At 58.4% G+C, this 13,747-nt stretch carries 14 protein-coding genes; 12 read left to right on the plus strand and 2 right to left on the minus strand.

What is annotated here, in order from left to right; genetic code table 11:
* Positions 1 to 212: 212 nt before the first annotated feature.
* From ACZ522_RS00665 to ACZ522_RS00675, 3 genes are all read left to right on the plus strand, one after another.
* Positions 213 to 1,352: a hypothetical protein gene (locus tag ACZ522_RS00665; protein ID WP_464391659.1), complete on the plus strand. Its 1,140-nt coding sequence runs from the start codon at positions 213 to 215 to the stop codon at positions 1,350 to 1,352.
* Positions 1,353 to 1,694: 342 nt separating this feature from the next.
* Entirely contained in the window at positions 1,695 to 2,939 is a 1,245-nt protein-coding gene (locus ACZ522_RS00670; RefSeq protein ID WP_464391660.1) for a metallophosphoesterase, read from the plus strand.
* Entirely contained in the window at positions 2,936 to 4,402 is a 1,467-nt protein-coding gene (locus tag ACZ522_RS00675; RefSeq protein WP_464391661.1) for a cohesin domain-containing protein, read from the plus strand. The genes ACZ522_RS00670 and ACZ522_RS00675 overlap by 4 nt, the downstream gene beginning before the upstream one ends.
* A gap of 475 nt (positions 4,403 to 4,877) precedes the next feature.
* On the opposite strand, the gene ACZ522_RS00680 is transcribed toward ACZ522_RS00675, so the two are convergent.
* Positions 4,878 to 5,906, minus strand: a complete 1,029-nt coding sequence (locus tag ACZ522_RS00680) for a DUF1616 domain-containing protein (protein ID WP_464391662.1) — start codon at positions 5,904 to 5,906, stop codon at positions 4,878 to 4,880.
* Between the two features lie 322 nt (positions 5,907 to 6,228).
* On the opposite strand from ACZ522_RS00680, the gene ACZ522_RS00685 reads away from it, so the two are divergent.
* From ACZ522_RS00685 to ACZ522_RS00705, 5 genes are all read left to right on the plus strand, one after another.
* Positions 6,229 to 7,479: a Cdc6/Cdc18 family protein gene (locus ACZ522_RS00685; RefSeq protein ID WP_464391663.1), complete on the plus strand. Its 1,251-nt coding sequence runs from the start codon at positions 6,229 to 6,231 to the stop codon at positions 7,477 to 7,479.
* 366 nt (positions 7,480 to 7,845) lie between these two features.
* A complete protein-coding gene (locus ACZ522_RS00690) occupies positions 7,846 to 8,133 on the plus strand; it encodes a DUF211 domain-containing protein (protein WP_464391664.1) in 288 nt (95 codons plus the stop codon).
* Complete coding sequence (locus tag ACZ522_RS00695; RefSeq protein WP_464391665.1) at positions 8,133 to 8,732, plus strand: VIT1/CCC1 transporter family protein; 600 nt, start codon at positions 8,133 to 8,135, stop codon at positions 8,730 to 8,732. Before ACZ522_RS00690 ends, ACZ522_RS00695 begins: the two co-directional genes overlap by 1 nt.
* A 291-nt stretch (positions 8,733 to 9,023) precedes the next feature.
* On the plus strand, positions 9,024 to 9,278 hold the full coding sequence (locus ACZ522_RS00700) for a HalOD1 output domain-containing protein (protein WP_464391666.1): 255 nt from the start codon (positions 9,024 to 9,026) through the stop codon (positions 9,276 to 9,278).
* Between the two features lie 331 nt (positions 9,279 to 9,609).
* Positions 9,610 to 9,939, plus strand: a complete 330-nt coding sequence (locus ACZ522_RS00705; protein WP_464391667.1) for a DUF7344 domain-containing protein — start codon at positions 9,610 to 9,612, stop codon at positions 9,937 to 9,939.
* 442 nt (positions 9,940 to 10,381) lie between these two features.
* Here the strand turns inward: ACZ522_RS00705 and ACZ522_RS00710 are convergent, their stop codons facing one another.
* Positions 10,382 to 10,630, minus strand: coding sequence for a hypothetical protein (locus ACZ522_RS00710; protein WP_464391668.1), 249 nt, complete (start codon positions 10,628 to 10,630; stop codon positions 10,382 to 10,384).
* Positions 10,631 to 10,819: 189 nt separating this feature from the next.
* Here ACZ522_RS00710 and ACZ522_RS00715 point away from each other — a divergent pair, with 189 nt between their 5' ends.
* The 4 genes from ACZ522_RS00715 to ACZ522_RS00730 all read left to right on the plus strand — a co-directional run bounded on the left by ACZ522_RS00715 (position 10,820) and on the right by ACZ522_RS00730 (position 12,826).
* On the plus strand, positions 10,820 to 11,131 hold the full coding sequence (locus ACZ522_RS00715; protein ID WP_464391669.1) for a hypothetical protein: 312 nt from the start codon (positions 10,820 to 10,822) through the stop codon (positions 11,129 to 11,131).
* A 74-nt stretch (positions 11,132 to 11,205) separates the two neighbouring features.
* Positions 11,206 to 11,478 carry an SWIM zinc finger family protein gene (locus tag ACZ522_RS00720; protein ID WP_464391748.1) on the plus strand — a complete coding sequence of 91 codons (273 nt, stop codon included), beginning with the start codon at positions 11,206 to 11,208 and terminating at the stop codon, positions 11,476 to 11,478.
* A gap of 130 nt (positions 11,479 to 11,608) precedes the next feature.
* Complete coding sequence (locus ACZ522_RS00725) at positions 11,609 to 11,842, plus strand: hypothetical protein (protein ID WP_464391670.1); 234 nt, start codon at positions 11,609 to 11,611, stop codon at positions 11,840 to 11,842.
* A gap of 72 nt (positions 11,843 to 11,914) precedes the next feature.
* Positions 11,915 to 12,826, plus strand: a complete 912-nt coding sequence (locus ACZ522_RS00730; RefSeq protein WP_464391671.1) for a hypothetical protein — start codon at positions 11,915 to 11,917, stop codon at positions 12,824 to 12,826.
* Positions 12,827 to 13,747: the final 921 nt, after the last annotated feature.

A 13,747-nucleotide genomic window follows, 5' to 3' on the forward strand; every position in this document is an offset into this window, starting at 1 on the left:
TTTTACTGGGGAAGCGGGTCAAACCGGGCTCAAACAACGGTTGAGTTATGTTTCGTTCCGGAGAATACTCTTCTCAACATACAGTCATCTCTCGATATGTGACCTATTTTGGGTAATATAACAATAGGTGACTCTGGCCTATCGGCACCCACAATGAACCGTTCTCAGAGACAGTCTCCGGTCCCCGGGACCGACGTAAGGGGAGAGAACGTATGACGCAGTACTACTACGACTTCTTCGACGACCTGCTGGTGGAGGTGGTCGGAAAGGACGGCCGCACAGCCACCCAGTACCGGCGGATGTTCGACCACTTCAGAGTCTCCTCGCCCGACCGCGAACCGGACATGGTGATTCGGGAGACGAACGAGGACGTGGACCCGGAGACGGTTCTGGGCCTCCCGAACGATTACTACGGCTGGACAGGCGAGAAGTTCGTCGTCTGCAACGGCTCGGACTACATGGCGGTCGAGCCCGGTTGGAACCGAATCCACGCATCCACCGGCTTCGAGCCGTTCTACCTGACGTACCCCATGGAACTGAAGATCCGAGAGCACCGGATAGAACGCGACCAGGCGTTGATACACGCCTCCGGCGTTCGTCTCGACGGGCAGACGACGGTGTTCCCAGCGTGGCGCGGGGCCGGCAAGACGAACACGCTCTTCTCGTTGATCCGAGAGGGCGCCGACTTCCTCTCCGACGACCGCCTGTGGGTCGGTGCGGACGGGTCCGCGGTCGGATATCCGCTTGGGGTAAACCTCGGGCCGTACAACTTCGATTCGTTCCCGGAACTCGAACGCCAACAGGACCACGATGGGCTCGAGGACAGAGTCCGTCAGGAGGTGTACGAATTCCTCGACAAGCGGTTCGACAAGAGCGGGTCGCTGCCCGAGATGGGCGTCGCCTACCTGAACGAGATGCTCCTGGCCGACAACGACCGGACGTTCAACGACGTCAGGTCGGTGTCCCCCGACACTGAGTTCGTCGAGGAATCGACCGTGGACAACATCATGTTCCTGCAGGCGGCCCCGGACGCGGACACCCTCGCCGTCGAACGAGTATCGACCGAGGAGGCGATGTCGAGCGCCACCGCCATCTCCAACTACGAGTGGGACGGCCGCATGCGGGAGTACTTCCACGCCTATGACGCCCTCGTCGGCGGCGACATGGTTGCGACGCTCGAAGGGGTAATCGACCGGGAGCGAGAGATATTCCGCGAGTTGTTCGACGACATCCCGACGTACTGCGCGAAAATCCCGCGAGAACGTAACTGGAGCGACCGCAGCCTCGACTCCGCCCTCGTGGAGGCCGTGACGTCGCTGGAAACGCGTAGGGCGGCGCAAACGATTCACTAACCCGAAACCGTTTCTCGGCGCCCGACGGTGCGACGGCGGTCGTTCGCCTCGCCACCGGTTACTGCGGCGCGGTCTCCTTTTCGTTTCACGTTTCCACGTCTCCGACGATTTTCCAACGGATCTGTAATTTAACTAAGGTATAACTATCGGGGTTCGTTGAATACCCCTTCTCAGGGATACTTGTGATGTATGACACAGAGTGCCGTTTGACTAGTGAGCAACCAGAACTGTCACGGGGGCTCGCTCCGGACCGCGGTCGGTCGCGGAAGCGAGCGACGGTCGATCGATCGGCGAGTGCCTCGCTAACCGTTCAGTCGTGCGGTTCCATGAGGGTGTAAACGGATGGGTAATGATTGCGACGCCGACGCCTCCCTGTCGGCCCCGACGAGACGACGCGTTCTCGGAGCGCTCGGAGCCGGCGCCGGGTTGACGGCGTTCGGTTCGACACTCGGTACCGCTCAGAGTTCGGACTACTGGACCATCGTTGCCCTCCCGGACACGCAGATTTACGCCAAACGCCAGTCCCCGTACGCGGGCGATCAAACCCAATGGATCGCCAACAACCGCGGCTCCGAGAACATCGCTTTCGTAACTCACTCCGGCGACGTGGTCGACCACGCCGACGTCGAGGCGGAGTGGAAGTACATGGACAAGGCGTTCTCCACCCTCGATGGGACGGTCCCGTACTCGGTCGTTCCGGGGAACCACGACTGGGTCGGCATGGCGGACCGAACTTCCTCCAGCGCCAAGTACAAGAAGTACTTCGGCCCCTCGCGTTACCAGGGTCGAAGCTGGTTCGGCGGCGCCGGACCGACTAGCGACAACCCGAACCGTGAGAACCTCAACACCTACCAGTTGTTCTCCGCCGGCGGGTACGACTTCCTCCACCTCGGACTGGAGTGGGAACCTCCGGGGAGCACGGACGATCCGTCGACGCCCCTCGGATGGGCCCAGCAGGTACTCGACAACAACCCGAACCGGCCGACGATACTCACCACGCACTCGTACCTGAAAGTAAGCGGTAAACGGACAACGAGCGTTCAGGAAACCAACGGGTACGGAAACTCCGGGCAGACCGTCTGGGAGGAACTCGTCGCGCCGAACCCGCAGGTGTTCATGGTCATCGGCGGCCACTGGCACACCCCCAACGACGGCGAATCATATCAGGTGTCGACGAACAATTCCGGAGGGAAGGTCTACGAGATGCTGGCTAACTACCAGGAGCGGACGAACGGCGGATACGGTCTCCTCCGACGCATCGAGTTCCGACCGGGAGGCGGTAACCCCGATCGGATCCAGGTGCGTACCTACTCGCCCTCCCGGAACGAGTTCGAAAACGACGGCGACAGCAAGTTTAGCTTCGACCTCTCCTTCGAGAAACGCTTCGGAGCGTCCGGCGGCGGCGGTGCCGACGGCGACGTCGACGGCGACGGCGACGTGGACGACTCCGACGTGGAGCTCGCCCAGCGGTCGGTGGCCGGCGAGGACGTCGATATCGACGAAAAGGCGGCGGACGTCGACGGCGACGGCGACGTCGATATCGGCGACGTCGTCTCGATTCAAGACGCGACGGAGGGCGGACAATGAGACACGCGAACGCGCTCGTCGTCGCCTGCGCCCTCGTCGTTCTAGTGGGCGCTCTGCCGGTGGCGGTCACCTCGGCGGGGTCCACTTCGACGGCGATTTCCCTCGGAAACGACACCACCGTCACCGGGGGGCCCGGCGAGAAGACGGTAACGGTGACCGTTCGGGCGGACGCGACGAGCGTGCGCGGCTATCAGGCGAACGTCACCTTCGACCCGAGCGTCGTGACGGTGGAGTCGGTCTCGAAGGGCGCGGACTTCGAGAAACCGGTGGCGAACGTGAACAACGACGCGGGCTGGGTCTCGTTCAATCAGATTCGGTCGTCCGAGACCGACAACCCGGTACTGGCGACGATCACGTTCAAGGTGACCGGCAAAGCAGGCGATTCGACTAAAATCTCGTTCACCAAGGGCGACACGAAGTTCGCCAACGGAAACGGCAAGACGTTCTCACCGCAGACGTACGACGACATGACGGTGAGCGTCGAATCCTCGACGGCGACGCCGAATGGGACGTCTACACTGACGTCCACGCCGAACGGGACGTCTACGCTCACGTCTGCCCCGAATACGACATCGACGCCGAACGCGACGGCGATGCCCACCGATACGTCCTCTCCCACGCCGGCCCCGACGGAGACGTCCGGAGATGACAGCAGTGACGGCGGTGTGAACATCGGTAGCGGCTCCGTCGACGTGACCGGCGATGGTGGCGGAGGCGACAACGGCGGAAACGCCGCGGGCGGCAGTAGTGGCGGAAATGACGACGCTGGAGCCGCCGCAGGCGGCAGTGGTGGTGGAAATGACGATGCTGGAGCCGCCGCGGGCGGCAGTAGTGGCGGAGACGACGACGATGACGACGACGCCGGAAACATCGCAGGCGGCAGTAGTGGCGGTTCATCCTCCGCTGGCGAACCCTCGGTGAACGTCACGGAGGCGACCATCAACACGTCGTCGCCCGTCGCGGGTCAACCCGTGACCGTCTCGGCCGTCGTCGAGAACACCGGCGACGCCAGCGGCGAGTTGGACACGCAGGTGTACGTAGACCAGAACGCGACCGGAGTGAACCGGACCGTCAAGGTGGAGCCTGGCGAACGGCGCAAAGTGAACTTCTCGCTGAAGCTCGACTCGCCCGGGACGCACACCGTCTCGGTCGGTAACGCCTCCGTCGGGAACGTGAGCGTCCAAGCGGCGAACGCGACGTCTACCCCGTCCGCGGCGACGGACGGATCGACGTCGCCGTCCACCGCAACCTCGACTGCAACGTCCACTGCAACCTCGACGGCGACGGCAACTCCGTCCGAGACGGCGACGTCCACAGAGAGTACTCCTACCTCGGCCGCAACCGAGACCGCGTCCGGTGGGGAGACGACGGAGTCCGCACCAGGGTTCGGCTTCGGTATCACCGTCGGTACCCTCGTTACCCTCGCCGGATGGGCGGGGATGCGACGCAGGAGAGATAACTGAGAGAAGCGCTCACTCTCTCACAGACGATCGGGACGGCAGTAGACGGTAACTGCTCCTGTCGTCCTCGCAGCTGACGACTCCTTCTTTGTTATCTCGTGTCTGTCTTAGCCAGCACTGTCTCTATCCCGTGTTTCACAGAGTGGACAGGCAGACGAGCGATCGGTCGGTCGGTAGAGCCGGATTGGTGACGCTCGTCCGATCTCTCGACGGTTCGGCGAAGTGAGTCCTTTTGCGTGGTGAGTGACCTGGTACGTCTCTCTTGGAACGGCGCAGAGAGAGCCTGCTGTTCTCTTCAATTGTCCACGGTCGGAGGTCGCCTCCGTGACCCGGTCGTCGCTCATCATCCTCGTAGTATCGAGCGCGACAGCTCCATCTTCTGTAGGACGGTTGCAGTCGGCGGCGAGCGACCGAGCGATGGTCCTCCGATAGAACGTTAGTGGACAGAACGGCGGTTACACTGTATTCTCTCGCGTCTTCACAGCCCTTGCTGCGGTGCAGTAACGTTCACCCAGAGATGGACCTCTCGGTACGCGTTCTCTACAGTCGGCGAGGCGGGTGGGTCACCTTTGTAGAGCAGATACGTCAATCGCAATCGCTCCCCAGTCATACGCGGCGTGATGGTATCCTGTGTCCGCCAGGTGCTGTTCGCAGCGACCGTTGGCGTGTACCGACTGAGTTCGGTTCGCTCCACTACCGTCGTAGAGTTATTCTCGACCTGGACACGCTGTAACTGCGAGATAACCGTGTAAGAGGTTCTCTCTCCCTCATGGTTGCCGATTCCGACATAGAGTGACTTGGATTCGCCAGCGGTGAACTCGGTTGGGTAGTCATCGGCCACCAGTTCACCGTTTTCATTCTCGGTCAACAGAGAAAACTCCGTAAACGTCTCCCCAGACCGTGGGACCCCAACTGCATATCCGACACTCCCGACTGCAAGAAGGAGACTGCAGACGAGAAGGACGTTGAATACTGTATCCCACCGGCTCTCCGGTTCAAAGAGTTCAGTCCGCACATTCGCCGCCCACTGCCGGTACGGTACGGTAAATCGTTCGTCAGCAGCGACTGCTCGTCGTCGTCGCGCGGCAACGCCTACCGCTCCGACAGTAAAGAGGCTGACCGAGAGAATAATCGGCATGAGGCGGATTCCCCACGGGGTGAAGTTGAGCACGAGACCAATCAGCGGAACGATGGCAATGCTCGTCCCGAACGACAGGGCAACTCGTTCAAGACTGTCAATACCCGATTCGTCGCGTGCGGGGGACTCATCCGATTCGGCTTCGGCTGGTCCCCCTGCCTTTGGAAACAGGGCAGCAATGAACGCATACCCAGGGACAAAGAGGACGTAGGGGAGACCAACGATTACGCGAAGCGGTGTCTCGCGAACGCCTGGGATGGTGACGGCGCCGCATGTTACCACAACGACAACGAGGACGGCGACGAGATCCGGCGGGAACGTCCGGATGGACTTTGGGAGGAGGAGACGCCAATCCATGTCAGCACTCATTAGATAATGGTACCGGGAACTGCTCACTAAAGTCGGTCGGTCTTCGTGACGACCGCTTGGGCGGGCGGTCGTGATGTCTTCCGTGCGTATATGAGCACGCGTTCAGGGCGAACGCGGCTCATCGGTGGGGAGTCCGTCCTGGGGAGGCACCGTCGTTAGTGACTTCTGATGGGGGAGAACCGTTATTTCCCCGCCGTCCTCGACGAAAGGGTCACATAGCGCCGCGCCGATGAGACACATACACACTCGTAGTTCCGCTGGAACTCGCCAAAAAAACACAATCCATGTCATATGAACACGCCCTCCAATCGATCTTCTCCCCATGACCAAGTACGACGACCTCTTCGACGGGACACGCCCCGACCAGAGCGTGTTCGCCGACAAAGGCGCGCTCGACCCGCTTGCCGAACCCGAGGAGATCATCGCCCGCGATGACCAAGAGCGGCAGTTAGCGACCATCCTCAACGGGGTCCACGAGGGGTATCTGCCGACGACACTGTCGATCTATGGTCCTCCGGGGACGGGCAAGACGATGACGACGCGGCGGGTCTGTCGAGAGTTTGCCGCACGCACTCCCTGCTGTGCCGTCGAGTACGTCAACCTCAAGGAGTGTCGCACGCTGTTCAGCGCCGCAAATGAGATCCTCCTCGAACTCACGGGCGAACGAAAGCAGGCGTACGCGGGATTGGATGGCGTCTTTCAGGGGATTTGGACGGCACTCGAAGCGTACCCCGCCTACACCGTCCTGATTCTCGACGAGATTGACCATATCGCCCAGGACTCGAACTACGATCCCAACGAGTTCTTCTATCGCCTGCTTCGGGGTGAAGGGCGGTTATCACGAGACCTGAACCTCTCGGTCTTCCTGCTCAGTAATGAATTACTGAACGTTGACCTCCGACTCGACAGTCGAGTCCGGAGTGCGATGAGCGGTGAGGAGATCTTCTTCCCACCCTATGGGCAGACCAAACTAGACGCCATTCTCGAGCCGCGACTTGAGCAGGCGTTTCGTGACGGAGCATTACCAGCTCCTGTGCGTGAACGAGCAATTCTCGAGGCTGCCCGCCGCTGGGGAGACGTTCGCAAGACGTTGACGCTCTTTCGGCAGGCCGGCGAGACCGCCACCGAAGAGGGGCGAGAGGTGGTGACCGAAGAGTGCATTACAACGAATCTCGAGACGACCGAACAGGCGGCAGTTCAGGAGAAGCTCATGGGGTTGCCCTTCAACCATTTCTACGTGCTCATCGCAATTATCTCGTATCATCGAGGTAGGGAGGAGACCGCCCAACCTGTCACGACAGCCCAGGTTACTGCTGCAACGCAATGGGGGATATTTAACGCTGAGTTCCACCTTGGCGAACGTGCAGTTCGGGGAGTTATCATGGATCTCGAGACAATGGGGCTCGTCGAAACATGGATCGAATCACGCGGTCGCGATGGCCGAGTAAAACAGATCGAGACGACCTTTGAGCCACAGTGGGTACAGGATGCCGTTGCGCCGTATCTTGCAAAGAGTGACCAAGTGTCTCCTGAAGATCTCTTTAAGAACTACCAACCGCCTATACGTGAGTGATGCGGGGAGTCACAAGCACGATTGGGGAGAGAACCTCTACCGTGGCGCGAGAGTGAACGTCGACTTGTCAGAGGCGGGTCGACCCACCTCCAGAGTCCTGGCCTGTGCCTTTGGTGGTACGTTTCACTGCATCGACCGTCGGTGAAGAGGCGGCAACAGCTCGTCGTTTTCACGCGCCGTCGAGACGGGATCGAGGAGCGGCTGGAGGAGTCGTGGCTGTCTCCCCGACCTGCGTCTAGACGAGTAACAGGCCGATGACCGCGACGGAGGGGACGACGAAGCCGACGGCCCACGACCTCTGCTCCTGCAGCGTTCTCGAAAAGACCGGCAACACATCCATATCATGCGAACCTGTAATAGTACTGTATGGCTCCCCTTCGTCAGCTCGTCGTAGATATCCTCAAGCCACACGAACCGGCTATGCTCTCGATCGCCGACGCAGTCGCAGAAACTGATGGCGTGAGCGGCGTGAACGCAATTCTGTTAGAGATGGATGAAGAGGTGCGCAACGTCAAGTTCACCATTGAGGGCGAAGATATCGACTACGACACGGTTGTTGCGGTGATCGAAGACACAGGTGCAAGTGTTCATTCAGTCGATCAGGCTGCATATGGTGAGTATATTGTTGAGGACAAGCAGACGCCCCAGGACTGATGGGTACAGACTCGGACCCTGATCCGGACTCGGAGTCGCTAGTCCAGCAGATCAGAACCGCTAGCATCGGACCAATTGCGCGGCGATACTTCGTCTCGAATGGATTCGACGGTGCGCTCACAGGGGTTGGAGTAACCGTTGGGGCATATCTCTCTGGAGTGCCCGACGGCTTGACCGTCGTGAGTATTGGTCTTGGGGCCGCCGTCGGCCTCTGCACATCTGGCGTCTGGAGTGTCTGGGAGATCGAACGCGCAGAGATGCAGGCTGAGATTCAGCAAACAGAGAACGCGATGCTCACCGATCTGCGCGATACGCAGGTCGAACGCGAGAAAATGAGTAACCAAGTCGTCAACGCACTCATGAGTGGGCTCGGTCCACTGCTTGGACTCGTGATACCGCTTGTGCCGTTCTTGCTCGAAGGGGCAGTACTGTCGTTGTTCCATGCGACGATCCTCTCTGTCGCCGTCGCTGTCGGCATCCTCTTCATATTTGGGGCGTACATGGCGTCGATTTCGCGTCAGCGGTGGTACGTCGCTGGCATTCGAATGGGGCTTGCTGGCGTCGTCGTTGCCGTTCTCAATATCTTTCTCCCCGGCTAAGGGCGACACACAGTACAGGTGCTCGAACAGTCCTGCCTTTTTCTCGGCAGAGGTGACGCGCTCGGAGGTGAGGGACGAGTGTCTTCGTTGGCTTCTGCCCGTGAGCTATGCGTTGTCTGCTCGCGAACCAAGTATCTGACACGAACTGACCGTACAGATACTACATGAAATAGTGCAGTAGCGGGCATCTATCTCATGTTCTATACGTATGTTTCCTCTATTCGAATTTGTACTGACAGATGTCTGACGGACGTTTATGTGATGTCTTTGCCTTGATGATGTATCGAACAAATGAAAGCACCTGTCTCTGATCGAGTTATCCAGCTCGTCGCGGATACCAGTGACAGCGACGCTTTAGAGCTTCCTCGTCTCTCCAACGCTATCGACCCTGATATGTTGGATCTGCTCATAGAACAGCTGTCAAATGGTGAACTCTCATTCATCTACGCGGGGTACGAGGTCACAGTCACCAGTCATGAGACGATCAGTCTGCAGGAACTACCTACTGACGGTACTACCGCTGAACGAGAAGTCAGAGACACCTAACAGGGACACACGCTCTTAGTGAGAAACGGAGCGAGGCTGAACGCGGACACAGCCGTTGGCTACTGGGATGATCGTTTAATGCATATGCGTCTTTCCCGGCCGGACGCAGCACTCAGGATCTCTGTGAGCTGTGATTGCTCCTGAAATGGCTGTGTCAGAGTTCCATTCCCCTCGTGACTGCGTGGACGACAGAGCAAGAAGGGGACCTCGCTGTCAGCCTCAGTATCTCTGTTGAGTCAGGCGAGTCTGATAAAGATAGGAAACAGTCTGTGTCACACTAATCTCTCGATGACAAAGTACTTAATGGTGGGTGAGATTCTGAGAATTAGAAATGGGGGTCACACAAGACGACACTCTGACTGGACAATCGATTGACAACTACTTCGCGGCCTTGAGCGATGCAACCCGACGGGCCGTCGTCAGTATTCTTACCGGGGAAGACCGCCCTGTTACTCTCTCGTCTCTTGCCCGATGGGTCACTGCGGAGAGAGAGGGCGTCTCGCTCGACGAGTTGACCGACTGGGATGTCGAACGAGTGGCGGTGGAGCTTCACCACAACCACCTCCCGACGCTGGATGCGGTGGGGATACTCGAGTACTGTTCGGAGAACCATCATGTTGTTCCGACTGAGGGCCTGAAAACAGCCGAGAGATTCGTATAAACGGTTGCGCTGCAATACGGTTCTCATTCGGGGGTGGGAGTCTATGCGTTGTAAGTTGCACGGGGGTGCGACAACCTTCATCGAGAGGGTTCGGATGGATGTGTGACGTATGTCAAAACTGCCTGTAGTCTTTCGATTCTTCGGGTAGCAGCGTCGGCGCCGTCGTAACCGTCAGGCTAGTAGTCCCGGGGATCACCAAATTAGATACGTCATAGATAGCCGACTGAAGGACGCGTTTTAGGCTTATTAGACGTGGACCGCTCGTATTTGCCGTTTGCTCCTCCCCACCGGTACGTCCAGAGGCCTGCTACACCGCACAGCAACATCGCCCCCGAACCACGTACAGGGGACAACCGCCGACGTTTCATCGTCGTGCGCCTGTGCTTGATGGATTCGAAGGCCAGCTTCACCTCGAAAATCGTCGCCACAGTATTCACAGGTGCTATTCTTTTTCATCGTTCTGTTCACATACGATTTCTCGCATTTCAGCAAGCAACTGCGGATGATGTTCCTCCAACACCTCTACATCCTGCTCCAACTCGTCGAATCTGTCCCGCACGCGCGAGATTGCCTGGTACCGATAGTTTTCCTCATCAGAATCAGGATCCGGGTCACTTGCGATGTATTCTCGATCCGTGGCCGTCAGGAGAGCGCGAGAACGTCCCATTAGGCCACGCGTTTGACCGCCCATTGCATATGTACATACGGTTTACGTATTCAAAAACGTTTTGACAATTTAAAACGTGTGTGAGTATTCAAACGTTTGCGAGCATGCATACCTATTAGTACGATGCCGCCGTAGATGTAACTGAGCACGGGAGGCCATCGCAGAAGGTGGCCGGGTGTTCCACCACCCGACCGTGCTCGGGAGCAACCGAGCATGAAGAACCAAACTCTGCCGGAAGAAAACCGTATCGACACCGTCATCAGGGACGTGCGCGCCCTCTCAGAGGGCGACCGCGTCGTTTGGGACGACCGCACGAAGCCGCTCGTCGTTCGCGACAGCGGCACCCGTGACCTGCTAACTATCGAATCGGAGCCCGTTACCCAACACGCTGTCGAGGTGGAGGGCGACTGGGCCAACGCCAACACCTACCTCCTCGTCAATCAGCGCGACGCGTGGACGGGCGAGCGCACGGGCAAAGTCATCCTCGACATGCACCACTCCATCAAGGTGTGGAGGGTTAACTGATGACTGTTCCTCGTACTGTCTCTGACCCACACAACGACCTCACTGCTGACGAAGTGCGCGCGCTCACCGAGCACATGATTGTGGTCGACGATGATCCTGCGTGCTACAACGACTGCGAAGTGGCAGTTTATTCGGCACACCGTCGGTACATCGTCAATCCAATCATCGGATTTTGCGAGTGCCCCTCTGATCGGTATAACCCAGGTCCGTGCAAACACCGCGAGCGCGTGAAGTTTGCTCACCGGGAGAAAGAGATTCCTTGTGAGATGGTGCTCACTCACGTCGACTCAACGCTGTTGAAGCGATTGGCTCTGGATAGTGACGGGCGGTCTCTGGAGGATGAATAGATGTCTCAGATCGTCTGTCGTGACCGTAGGTGGAAGACGCTTGAAGCGAGAAACCGCACCGCTACGGATGTCGCTATTGACAACCGCAGTAAGAGCGTGTGCGACACTCTCGTAGGAGAGGTGAGTGCCCGTGAGTGATGAGATCGTCATCGAGTACTTCCCGACAGCAGCTCCTCGGCGACGTCTTACGTTCGAGCGTGCGGCCGTTGCTGGGGTTGAATTCTGGTGTATCGAGGAAGTGTACTCTGTCACGCACACCGTCTGGCGTGAACTCGGTCGCGAAGCCGTTGCGGAACCCTGTCTCATCACGGTCACAGGCGATCGGGTGCCTATGATCGAGCTCCAGAGGGAGGGGAAGTCATAATGGCCGAGGATTCCCTGGTGGACGTCGTTCGCTTCGATGGGAAACTCACTTGGGTACTGACTCCGAGGATTGATGTCTCCCACTAGCCTTCCATCTGAGGTCTCCCGCGAAAAGATCGTTGCTGACGTTCGCGAGCTTACAGCTCGGATTGATGCGCTCGAAACGGAGAACGAACGCCTTCGCGAGGAACTCAAGGCGCGGCCATCCATCAAGTTCCGGGGAAACGATGAAGCCACTCGGATCGAAGATCTCTGGATTGGAGAACTCCCCGTTGGCATGTCTGTGGCGAATGCGTCTCACCGCAGCAAGAGACTGAATACCGTCGTCTTTGGGTCCGATGCGGTGGACGACGAGTTCTACCAGGAGGTGAAGTCGAACGGTGCCATCATCGATCGAGTTGCTGAGACGAGTGGGAGTCCCGGCTCGGCTACACTCACCGAGGACGTTCGCGAAACAATGCTCCCCATCCACGAAATGTGGCTGGACATCGTCAACGGTCGCGAGGATCGTCTCGGGAACAACGCCTCTCCGCGACGTGGCGCACGTCTCTTCGGTCGGATGGTCCGGCGTGCCGGGAACAACGACGAGGACGAACTCCGCTTGCTTGTTACCGTCACCGAGAAGCACTACGTTCTCCGGTCGACGGACGCCCACGAGATCCTTGAGGCTACTGCTGATCCGACCTACCCTGCTGCTCAGACAGTCAAGCGTGCGATGCAGGCGGTCGACCAATTCTCAGACGGTCTCATCCAATTCGACGACACCGAAAAGGTGAACAAACTCGTTACCCCGAAGACGGGGCTCCACAACGCGATGGAGGATGTCCAAGCTGCCATCCATGGCGGTGATGAAGATACCGATGGCCTGGGTGAACAGGCCAACAAGGCTTCCGAGGAGAACACCACGAACGCAAACGACCGCCTTGACGTCCTTTTCTCGACCATGTCCACAAACACAACTGGAGGTGAAGGAGACGTGTTCTAACGATGTTGTTAGCACGCTCCGATGGTCCACGTTAGGACCACGGGCACCTCCTGATCCAATACGTCACGAACCCACTACTACCGTCCAAAATACACGGGGATAGTGGTTGTAAACAAACGGCCGTTAGTCGAGACGCTATCTCCTTCGCTTTTAATTCGCAGCATGGAGAATTGAGACGAGGTCGTGGAGTCGTCGTTGCATTCTAACGGCCCCCCTTCGACGGTTCTAACAACGATGTCATCACCGAGTTACTGATCTGCGGCAAGGTTAATGGACTCGATTACAACGAACAGATTACGCTCTCGCTCGGTCCCGCTCTCCGTCTCCGATTCAACGGCACACACGCCTGCGTGTACAGTGATATGATTCCTGTCGTTGACGTTGCTAACTACGAAGATACCACATCGAAGCTGGTTTGACGCTGATACTGCGGCGGGTGGTTCGGTGATTCGAGTTGCCAGAGATGAGTGCTATCCGTGGGACACCAACATCGACGAAGCCCCTAACACAGCCGGGAACTACGTGATTGAATAGGTGGACAATACCGGCCGATTTGGATATGGGAATGCGAGATAAATCCGGGTTTTGGGCAGTCAAGACGACTGGACGGGCAAGTTTGTTCTATAACGAAATTTATCAGTCCGCTACAACTCCCGACCTGAAGAACGGGGATCACGCAGGGACAGGACGACCTGCTTGTCGGGATCGGGCTCGACTCGGGAGCGACTGAAGTCCCACCCGTGCCTACAAAATCGGAGGAACAGAGACACGCTCATTGGCGAAACCGTCGCCAAAGCATACGGGGGATATACCCCGACGAACGAACCACCGCTCGGATTCGACATCACCGCTGACAACGTACAGGTATAGGGAATCTCCGAGAAGGAATGTACTTCTGCGGGGCTACGGTTCTTAAATCCT

It is taken from the genome of Halopelagius fulvigenes, assembly GCF_055398025.1.